At 72.7% G+C, this 9,541-nt stretch carries 10 protein-coding genes; 4 read left to right on the top strand and 6 right to left on the bottom strand.

The features are described 5' to 3' along the window. Positions 1-621, bottom strand: a 621-nt coding sequence (locus GJ629_RS11700) for a hypothetical protein (protein WP_157513232.1), incomplete at its 3' end; no start/stop codon positions are given. Between GJ629_RS11700 and GJ629_RS11695 the strand changes: the two genes are divergently transcribed. Genes GJ629_RS11695 through GJ629_RS11685 form a run of 3 tightly spaced genes read left to right on the top strand, consistent with a single transcriptional unit; the run spans position 590 to position 3,720 of the window. Continuing rightward, the gene (locus GJ629_RS11695) at positions 590-2,467 is read left to right on the top strand and encodes a PAS domain S-box protein (RefSeq protein ID WP_157513231.1); all 1,878 of its coding nucleotides are present in this window, start codon (positions 590-592) and stop codon (positions 2,465-2,467) included. The genes GJ629_RS11700 and GJ629_RS11695 overlap by 32 nt on opposite strands. A gap of 41 nt (positions 2,468-2,508) precedes the next feature. Then, on the top strand, positions 2,509-2,697 hold the full coding sequence (locus GJ629_RS11690) for a hypothetical protein (protein ID WP_157513230.1): 189 nt from the start codon (positions 2,509-2,511) through the stop codon (positions 2,695-2,697). Between the two features lie 24 nt (positions 2,698-2,721). Then, positions 2,722-3,720: a MoxR family ATPase gene (locus GJ629_RS11685; RefSeq protein ID WP_157513229.1), complete on the top strand. Its 999-nt coding sequence runs from the start codon at positions 2,722-2,724 to the stop codon at positions 3,718-3,720. On the opposite strand, the gene GJ629_RS11680 is transcribed toward GJ629_RS11685, so the two are convergent. From GJ629_RS11680 to GJ629_RS18030, 4 genes are all read right to left on the bottom strand, one after another. Then, positions 3,670-5,016 (bottom strand): hypothetical protein, encoded by a 1,347-nt coding sequence (locus tag GJ629_RS11680; RefSeq protein ID WP_197428575.1) that lies wholly within the window; start codon positions 5,014-5,016, stop codon positions 3,670-3,672. The genes GJ629_RS11685 and GJ629_RS11680 overlap by 51 nt on opposite strands. A gap of 151 nt (positions 5,017-5,167) precedes the next feature. Beyond that, the gene (locus tag GJ629_RS11675; protein ID WP_157513227.1) at positions 5,168-6,487 is read right to left on the bottom strand and encodes a DUF58 domain-containing protein; all 1,320 of its coding nucleotides are present in this window, start codon (positions 6,485-6,487) and stop codon (positions 5,168-5,170) included. A gap of 25 nt (positions 6,488-6,512) precedes the next feature. Beyond that, positions 6,513-7,064 carry a hypothetical protein gene (locus GJ629_RS18035; RefSeq protein WP_370515887.1) on the bottom strand — a complete coding sequence of 184 codons (552 nt, stop codon included), beginning with the start codon at positions 7,062-7,064 and terminating at the stop codon, positions 6,513-6,515. Beyond that, a complete protein-coding gene (locus GJ629_RS18030) occupies positions 7,064-7,264 on the bottom strand; it encodes a DUF4129 domain-containing protein (protein WP_370515888.1) in 201 nt (66 codons plus the stop codon). Before GJ629_RS18030 ends, GJ629_RS18035 begins: the two co-directional genes overlap by 1 nt. A gap of 224 nt (positions 7,265-7,488) precedes the next feature. On the opposite strand from GJ629_RS18030, the gene GJ629_RS18025 reads away from it, so the two are divergent. Continuing rightward, positions 7,489-7,956, top strand: coding sequence for a hypothetical protein (locus tag GJ629_RS18025; protein WP_370515886.1), 468 nt, complete (start codon positions 7,489-7,491; stop codon positions 7,954-7,956). A 288-nt stretch (positions 7,957-8,244) separates the two neighbouring features. Here the strand turns inward: GJ629_RS18025 and GJ629_RS16290 are convergent. Next, positions 8,245-9,541: transglutaminase domain-containing protein (locus tag GJ629_RS16290; RefSeq protein WP_305037653.1), on the bottom strand; the 1,297-nt coding region annotated here is incomplete at its 5' end.

Raw genomic sequence — 9,541 nt, 5'->3', positions numbered from 1 at the left:
CGGTTCGCGCCAGACGACCGACGGGCGGTCGATGGCCGCGACGACCGCGTCGTGGTCGACGCTGTCGATGCGTCGACTGCGCGCCGTGATGTCGGCGTCCGTCGCCGGGCCCGTGGCCCCGTCACCGCGCAGTGATTCCATCTCCGGTCGCTTGGGACTCCGCTCGCTTAAGCGCTGGCACTTTCGGCGGGACCAGTTCTTTATGCGTGTGTCCCGTCCCCTCACAACAGTACTTCGACGCTGGACGTGGTCGCCGGAGTCCGCTGAGAGCCGACGTAGCCTGGAGACAGACTGATGACGACACACCTCGACCGCCCGACGGTACAGATCGGACTCGCCGTCGCCAGCGACGACGACCGGGAGATGCTCGAACGCCTGTTCGGGAGCGAGGACATCGTCGACGTGACCGGCGACGTGCCCGCCGGGACGGACCTCTGTCTGGTCGACGAGGGCGGCCTCGGACGGGCGGACGACGCGCTCACCCGGTGGCGGACCACACAGCACCCGACGTTCGCGCCGGTGTTGTTGCTCCTCGACCCGGAGCGGCGGGCGAGCGGGGGACGCCGACGCGTACGACCGCGTCGACGCGATGTTGCGGACGAGCGCCTCGAAACGGACCATCGGACAGCGCATCGAGGCGCTGTTGGGGATGCGGACCGCCTCGGAACCGCTCGCCGACGACGAGTTGGGCAACCGGCTGTTCGACATCAGCCCGCTTGCGAGCGTCGTCCTCGACGCCGACGGCCGGATAGTCAGGGCGAACCGCCGCGCCGAGACGGTGCTGGGCCTGTCTCGCTCGGAAGTCGAGACGCGGGCCTACGACGACCCGGCGTGGCACGCGGTCGACGAACACGGCGACCATATCCCCAGCGAACAGTTGCCGTTCGCACGCGTGCTCGACACCGGTGAGCCGGTGTACGGCTACGAACACGGCATCGACCACCCGGACAGCGAGCAGGTGTGGCTCTCGGTCAATATGGCGCCGGTCGTGGACGACACCGGCGCTATCGAGTACGTCGTCGCCGCGATGAAGGACATCACCGTCAGCAGGGCACAGGGACACGAACTCGAACGGCAACTGGACTTCTTCGAGAAGGCCCAGAGCATCGCCAGCGTCGGCGCGTGGGAGTACGACGCGCAGACCGGCGACGCCTACTGGACCGACGAAGTCCTGCGGATCCACGGCCTCGACGCGGACGCCGATCTCACGCCCGAACGGAGCCTCGACCACTACCACCCCGAGGACCGCGATGCCGTCCGGTCCGCGTTCGAGGCCGCCGTGGAGGACGACGACCCCTACGACGTGACGGCCAGACTGATCACTGCCGAGGGGGACGAACGGTGGGTCCGGACGTGTGGCGAACCGCAGTACGTCGACGGGGAACTGGCCCGCGTCCGGGGGACGATACAGGACGTCACGGAGTACAAGCGACAGGAGCGCGAGCGCGACCGGATGGCCCGGGCTGTCGACGCGGCGCCCCTCGGCGTCACGCTCTCGGACCCGTCCCGGGAGGACAATCCCCTCGTGTACGCCAACGACGGCTTCCTCGAGATGACGGGCTACGACCGCGAGGCGGTCCTCGGCCGGAACTGCCGGTTCCTGCAGGGCCCCAACACCGACCCGGAGACTGTCGCCGAGATACGTGCAGCCATCGACGACGAGCGCCCGGTTTCGGTCGTGATCCGCAACTACCGGGCCGACGGAACGGAGTTCTGGAACAGCCTCGACATCTCGCCGGTACGGGACGCCACCGGCGAGGTGAACCACTTCATCAGGTTCCAGCAGGACATCACCGCCCGCATCGAGCGCCAGCGCCAGATAGAGACGCTCGGCCGGTACCTCCGGCACAACCTCCGCAACCGGATGAACGTCGTCACCGGGATGGCGGAGTTGATCCAAGCCCACGGCGACCCGCCGCTGACGGAGTACGCCGACCGAATCGAACGCACCAGCCGCGTCCTCATAGAGAACGTCGACAAGGAGCGGGTGATCACGGAACTGCTCCGGACGGACGACCCGCCCGTCGTCGCCATCGACCTCTCGACGACGCTCCGCGAGGCCGTCGCGGACCTGCGGGCGGACTACCCCGACGCTGACGTTACGCTGTCCCTCTCCGAGTCAGCGTCCGTCGATGCCGTCGGCCGCCTCGGGACGGCGCTCACTGAGTTGCTCACGAACGCCGTCGTCCACAACGACGCCGACACTCCATCGGTCGCGGTCACCGTCGAGCAGGGACCGGAGACGACGACGGTCGAGATAGCCGACGACGGGCCGGGCATCCCGGACGTGGAGGTGGACGTACTCACCGGGACCACCGAAGAGACGGCGCTCGCTCACGGACAGGGGTTGGGACTGTGGCTCGTCTATCTCATCGTCCGGCGTTCCGGCGGCACCGTCACCTTCGACGACGCCCCGGACGGCGGCAGCGTCGTCACCGTCGCTCTCCGGACGGCCGGCGCGGACTGACTCGCCCAAACGACTACAACGCCGCCGGCACTCGGGACAGTATGCGCATCGTCACCGAAGACCCGACGGCGACCGGCGGCGTGCGGGAGTACACACCGGCGGACGCGGCCTACGACGGCGAGCGCGGGGTGTGGCGCGTCGTCCTCGCGGCCGGCGACGGCCCGGACATCGAGCGCTCGATTCCGCGGGAGCGCGTCGTCTACGTCGAACGGGAGCGCGACACTGTTTAGGGGATATCGACTACGGGTCCGCATATGGAGACACAGGAGGCGACCCGAACCTGTCGGTCGGTGCTCGACCGGGTCGGTGACGCCGTCGTCGCCGACGACCGCTTTCTCTCGACGATCATGACCGGCGTGCTGGCCCGCGGCCACGTCCTGCTGGAGGACGTGCCGGGGACCGGCAAGACGCTGACGGCCCGGAGTTTCGCCCGGGCGCTCGGACTGGAGTTCCAGCGCATCCAGTTCACGCCCGACCTGCTTCCCTCGGACATCACGGGGTCGAACATCTACGACAAGGAGACCGGGCAGTTCAGTTTCGCTCCGGGGCCGGTGTTCGCGAACGTCGTGCTGGCCGACGAGATAAACCGCGCGCCGCCGAAGACCCAAGCCGCGCTGCTGGAGGCGATGAGCGAGGGGCAGGTCACCGTCGACGGCGACACCCACGACCTGCCGGACCCCTTCTTCGTCATCGCCACGCAGAACCCTATCGAGCAGGAGGGGACGTTCGCGCTGCCGGAGGCCCAGCGCGACCGCTTCGCGGTGAAGACGTCGATGGGCTACCCCGACCGGGCGGGCGAGCGAACGCTCGTCGACCGGCGGGCCGACCGGGACGTACAGACGCCGAGCGTCGGGGCCGTGACCGACCGCGCGGAGGTCCGGGCGCTCCAGACCGTCCCGGAGTCGGTCCGCGTCGACGACAAGATACGGGATTACGTCGTCGACATCGGGCGGGCGACCCGCGCGGACGACCGGGTCGAGGTTGGCGTCTCCCCGCGGGGCGTCCAGCGGTTGTTCGAGACGGCGCGGGCGAGCGCCGTCCTCGCCGGCCGGGAGTACGTCGTCCCGGACGACGTCAAGCGCGTCGCGCCGCCGACGCTCTCCCACCGCCTCGTCCTGACCGCCGACGCGTCCGTCCAAGGCGTCGACCCGACGGCGGTCGTCAGGGACGTCCTCGACGCGGTGTCGGTGCCGGCGGTGGCGTCAGCGGCTGGCGACCACCAGAAACAGCGTACCGACGACCGCGCCCAGTAGCGCCGGGAGCACCGCCGACTCGACGGTCGTCCCCGAGAGGACAGCCGACAGCGACAGCGCGAACGCGCCGGCGACGGCGCCCACCGACAGCGTCGCACCGACGTGCACAAGCTCCGCTCGGAGGTTCTCGACGCCCGCGCCCAGTTCCGCGACGATGCGGTAGCCGTACGCGCCCCCGTCCCAGACGACGACGCTGGCGACGGCCCCGAGCAGCCCGACCGACAGCGGCGCGCCCTGCACGACGCCGAGACCGGCCGTCGCGAACAGGCCCGCGGCGGCCATCGCGGGACCGCCGGCGCGTTCGGGGACCCGACCGGTGGCGACGGCGACGTACAGACCGATGACGACGAGGGCGCCGACGATGGTCACGCCGACCAGTATCGTCAACGCGAACAGGTCGGCGCCGTAGAACTCGACGATAGCGTCGAACTGCTCCAGCGCCGGTTCGGTCGCGGGCGCGGGGACGCGGCGAGCGAGTTCCGACCGGACCGCCGTCGCCACCGCGTCGCCGGCCGCGAGCAACCACCACGCCAGCCCGAACGCCACGAGAAACGGCGTGACGGTGGCGAACAGGCGACCGCCGGAGGCCCGATAGCCCCGGCGGACCGACGCCGTGACGAGGACGATGGCCGCGGCGACCAGCGTCGTCCCGACGAGGGCGACCCGGAGCAGCGGCGACCCGGTGACGGCGGCGAGCAGGTTCTCGACGCCCCGCGGGAGGCCCGCGTACGGCCGGCCGAGCAGTTCCGCCGTGAAGGCGACGAGGGCAACGAACGCGGCCGCCGCCCCGGCGACCGGCGCGTACCGGGAGAGCCCCGACAGCGGGTTCTCCCACTCGCTCGTCCGGAGCTCCGACACCGGGAGCGCGCGGACGGCGGCCCGCATCGCGGCGACAGCCCCGACGGCGAGCGCCAGCCACACGCCGAGGTGGACGCGGTAGGGCGCGGGGTCCAGTACCACGCCGAGCACCCCGCCGAGGACGGCCCCGACTTCCCGGCCGACCGGGAGGAAGCGCGTGAGGACGAGCACCGCCAGCAGGACGCCCGGGACGCCGATGGCCGGGACGGCGACGCCGACGGCCCCGCTGAGCGTCGACCGGTCGAACCCCCCGGCGAGGGTGACGCCGACGCGAGGGCAGCGACGCAGGCACAGAGGACGACGAGCGCCGTCCCGACCGGTTCGCTCGTCCGAAACTGCGCGACGACGGCCCCGCCGACGCCGACCAGCAAGAGGCCGCCGACCGCCGGGACGGCGGCGGTGCCGCCGGCGGCCGCCAGCCAGCGGTACCGGTCCCACTTTAAGGCCCACAGCGTCCCGGCGAGGAGGGCCCCGGCGACGACGCCGAGCGCGACGCGGTCGGCCTGTCCGACTATCGAGACGAGGCCGGCCAGCGACAGCGCCGTCACGGCGACGACGACGGCCGTCCCGAACCGCGTCGACCGGTCGGTCATCGGGCCATCAACTCCCCGAGGGCCGTATCGAGCGACGCCGAAGGCGACCAGTCGACGACCGGGACGGCACCGTCCCGCAGCGCCGCGACGCGGTCCGCGCGATTGGAGGCGACGACGCGACCGCCCAGCGACTCCGTCGCCGCCGTCACGTCGGGGCTCAACACCGTCACGGGGCGTGTCGCTGGGTCCGGAGCGTCCGCGCGATGGTGACCGCCCTGTCGTCGGACAGCGGCGTGCAGAACAGCACCTCGGCGTCGGGCGGCAACCGCGAGAGCAGGTCCCGCGCCAACTCGTCGCCGGTGTCGGGCGTCAGCGGCCCCGTCGGGACTGTCGGCCTCGCTGCCGCCGGCCGCGCCGGCCGCCGCCACGGCGTCGAACAGCACCGCGGCCGAGGGGACGGTGCTCCCCCGCCCCTCCGCGCTGACCCACGGGATGGTCTCGCCGTCGTGGCCCTCGACACCCACGTCGTCGAGTCCGAGCGCCGCGACGCCGACGCCGTGCCCGGCCGCCGTCAGCGACTCGTAGGTCCGGTTGGCCGCGTAGCCGGCGAGTTCGGCCCCCGAGGGGTAGCCCGCTTCAGGGACCACCCGCGTCGGGGGTCGGGCGTCGACGACGACCACCGTCCGCGGGGCGTGCTCCTCCCGGTAGTTCACCGTCGAGAGGTCGTCGGTCTTGGCGAGTCGGCGCCAGTCGATTCGGCTCGTCGGATCGCCGTGGCGGTACTCCCGCGTCGAGTGAAACGCCAGTCCGGCCCCGCCGCTGTCCGTCGGCAGCGTGCCCGTCCGCGTCTGCGTCGCCCGTTCGACGGGCGGGCGCTCGACCGTCGTGGAACAGACCAGCGTCTCGTCGCCGTCGACGGCTGCCGGTCTCGTCACGACACGGGTCGCGCTCAGGGACCGACACCGGACCGTCGGCGGGTCGAACTCGTACTCACCGCGGGTCGCCACGACGGCGTAGGACAGCGTCAGCGACTCGCCGCTCCGGAGCGAGGCGAACCCCCGGGGCGAGCCCTCCGAAACCACCAGCGACTCGGGAACGCCGTCGACGACGCGGACATCCGGCAGCGTCCGGTCGCCGGTGTTCGTCACGGTCACTTCGACCGTCGCGGTGTCGCCGGGGCCGACGGTCCGGGCCGACAGCGACCGCTCGACCGACAGCGTCGGTTCGGGCGGGGTCGAGAGCGCACCGTAGGCCACGTAGCCCAGCGGCACCAACGCCAACAGCAGCACCGACGGCTCCCCGTACAGCAGTCCGAGCGAGACCAGAAACAGCGTCCCCGACAGGCCCGCGCTGAACCGATGGACGGACGCGTTCACGACCCCGACGCCTCCCCGGCCGCCTCTACCGCCGCGACCGTCCGCTCGATGCGTCGCCGCCGCTCGCGCTCGGGGGCGAGCCACTCCCTGAGCCGCGAGGACAGCGGCATCGTCGGGTCGCCGAGGTACGCCGCCGCGACGGGGTCGTCGGTCCACTCGCCCGAGCGGAGGGCGTCCTCGGCCGCCTCGGTTTCGACCGCCGGGTCGCGGGCGAGCGCCCGGACCGCGCTGGCCGACAGCGTCTCCCTGACGCCCTCGTCGGCGCCGTCGTCGCCGTCGCGGCCCGTTCGACCCGGTAGGTGACCGACTGTCCGGGCGCCGGCCCGGACGCCGCGTCGACGGATTCGAGCGAGCGGTCGACCAGCGGCGGCGTGTCCGCGCCGCCGCGCGAGCGAGCGACGGCGACCGACACCAGCCCCAGCAGTCCGGCGACGGCGACGAGCGTCACCCGCGGGTCCCTCGCCACGAGGGCCTCGACGGGGACGACAGCGAGGACGGTGTCGGGCGCGAGGACCACCGCGACGGCGCCGAGGGTGACGACCGTACCGATCAGTCCGGCGACGGCCCGCACCGCCATCAGGAATCGTCCTCCGTCGTGGCCTCGATGTCTTCGAGGGCGTCCTCGACGGCCGGTTCGTACTCCTCTGGGTCGCGCGCCCCGTACTCGACCGCCCGGAAGGCGTCCCGGAGCGTCCGGACCGGGTCGGCCGGCAGCCCCTCGCGCTCGACCGCCTGCCGCGCGACTTCGCCCGGCGTCTTCGTGTCGGGATCGGTCACCGGGACGGTGTCGAGAAACCGGTGCCACGCCGCTCTGATCGTCGTCCTGTCGGGGTCGGCGCTCGCGGCGAACCGCCGGGGCGTCAGTGCGGCCGCCTCGGCGCGGGCGCTCGCCCGCACCCCGCCCCGCCCACGCGAGAAACAGCGCCCGCACCTCGGCGGCGTCCAGCCGTCCGCGGAGGAACGCCGCGAGCGCCTCGATCCCGCCTCGTATCGAGCGCACCGTGCCGGCACCGACCCTGACGAGCAGGTCCGCGACCGCCACGAGTCCGTCGACGGCGGCCACGAACGCCGCGGCGACGACCCGCCGGAGCGTGGTCCCCTGTCTGCGCGCCAGCAGCGCGGCCGCGGCCACGATAGCCAGCGCCAGCGCCACCGCGACGCCGAGCGTCGTCCACAGGCCCTCGACCGTCGCCGTGGCCGTCTGGCCGTACTCGGCGACGCCGACGGTGGCGCTGCCGGAAAGCGGCAGCGTCGTCGTCAGCGTCCCGTCGACGCCCCGTGGTCCCGACCGGGTCGCGTCGACGGTGACCGGGACGCCCGCGACGGACTCGTTGCCCAGTGTCGCGGTGACGGTCACCGCCGTTCCGGGCAACGCCGCCGGGAGCGACGGGTCGACGGAGACGGTCAGTGGATCGAGCGTGACCGTCCGGTTGCCCGCGACCGGGTCGCGCTCGACGGAGACAGAGTAATTACCGGGCGACCCGGGCAGGGCTACCCGGAGGCGGCCGCCGGGGCCCGTCTCGCCCACGAAGGCGCCGTCGAGGCGCACCGTCGCGTTCGAAAGCGCCACGTCCCGCACCGTCGCCGTCAGCAGGACCGTCTGCCCCGTGGCGACGGTCCCCGACAGCGACAGCGAGGCGTTGGTCGCCACGCGGAACGTCCGATTGGTCTCGTCCGTCAGCGCGTCGCCCGAACCGACCGCTCCGAGCCCTTCGGTGACGCTACCGCCGGCAGAATACAGTCGATCCGACGCGGGGTCACGACCGGGCGCGGCCAGCGACCCGACGGCGTCGGCGCTGGACGTGCGAACGGTGACGTTCAGTCGCTCGCTGAACGGGACCTCCCCGGTGACGGTGCCGTTCGGCCCCGTCGTGCCGACTGACTCGCCGTCGAACAGCACCGTCGCGCCGTCGACCGGCCGGCCGTCCCGCGTTACCGACACCGTCACCGTCCGACCCCGGTACCGGGTCGCCGTCGAGGGCGACCGACAGCGGTGCCGACGCGTCGCCGGACCCGCCTCCGTCGCCGGCACCGTCGGCCCCACCGCCGTCCGTGCCGCCCGGGCCACCGTCGGCGCCGTCGCCGCTCCCGTCCCCGTCGCCAGTCCCGTCGGTCCCGTTCGGGGCCTCGGTGCCGTTTGTCCCGGTGCCGTCGTCCGGGAGCGTCTCGTTGCCGCCGGTTCCACCGTCGGCGCCGTTGTCGCCAGTGCCGTCACCCGGCGCGCCGTCGGTGCCGTCGTCGGGCGGAGGCGACCCGTCGGTGCCGTCAGGGGGCGTGTCGCCGGGGTCGGTTCCCTCCGGGCTATCGGTGCCGTTCGGGGTGTCGGTCCCGTTCGTGTCGGTGCCGTTCGTCGCCGGGTCCGTGGGGGTCGGATCGATATCCTCGGGAGGGGTCGCCGGGTCGTCGGGGCTGAACGTCTCGTTGGGACTGCCCTGTTCGGTCGGGTCGTACGCCGGCGATTCGGGCCGTTGTGATTCCAGCGCGTCGCGCTCGGTCGCCAGTCGGGCCTGTCCCGGCGTCGGGTCGAACTGGACCCAGCCCACGTCCGGGACGTACATCTCGACCCACGCGTGGGCGTTCATCCCGCGGACGGTGTACGTGTCCTCGCTCGTCTCCTGCCCGGTGGAGTAGCCGACGACGTACCGCGCGGGGATGTCCTGGGTCCGGAGCATCGCGACCATCGTCGACGCGAAGTACTCGCAGTAGCCGGTGTCCATCTCGAAGGCGAACGTCGTCGCGACGTTGTCGGTCTCGGGCGCCTGTGCGCTCAGCGAGTATGTCTTGTTCGTCTCCAGCCACGCCTCTATCGTCCGGGCGGCCTCGTACGGCGAGTCCGCGTCGGCGGTGAGGCGGTCGGTGAACGACCCGAGGCGACTCGGCGTGTCATCCGGGAGTTGGGTGAACCGGTCGGCGACGCCGGCGGGGTAGTTCCGGCCGGCGGTCCGGAGCGCTCGCTCGTCGTCGATGGGACGGACGCTCTCACCGGCGTAGGTCGTCCCGGCCGGGAGGCGGTCGTCGGCGGTGACGGCGCGGCCGTCGGTCACCGAGAGGTCG

The organism is Halapricum sp. CBA1109 (assembly GCF_009741825.1).
In the GTDB taxonomy this organism is placed as follows: domain Archaea; phylum Halobacteriota; class Halobacteria; order Halobacteriales; family Haloarculaceae; genus Halapricum.
Note: the sequence above shows the minus strand (reverse complement) of the source record. Positions and strands in the feature narration are given on the sequence as shown.

Excerpts from the sequence above, each read along its gene's own strand:
- GJ629_RS11690 (WP_157513230.1), top strand. The coding sequence starts at position 2,509 with ATGCGCATCGTCACCGAAGACCCGACGGCGACCGGCGGCGTGCGGGAG.
- GJ629_RS18035 (WP_370515887.1), bottom strand. The coding sequence starts at position 7,064 with ATGGCGGTGCGGGCCGTCGCCGGACTGATCGGTACGGTCGTCACCCTC.
- GJ629_RS11695 (WP_157513231.1), top strand. The coding sequence starts at position 590 with ATGTTGCGGACGAGCGCCTCGAAACGGACCATCGGACAGCGCATCGAG.
- GJ629_RS11685 (WP_157513229.1), top strand. The coding sequence starts at position 2,722 with ATGGAGACACAGGAGGCGACCCGAACCTGTCGGTCGGTGCTCGACCGG.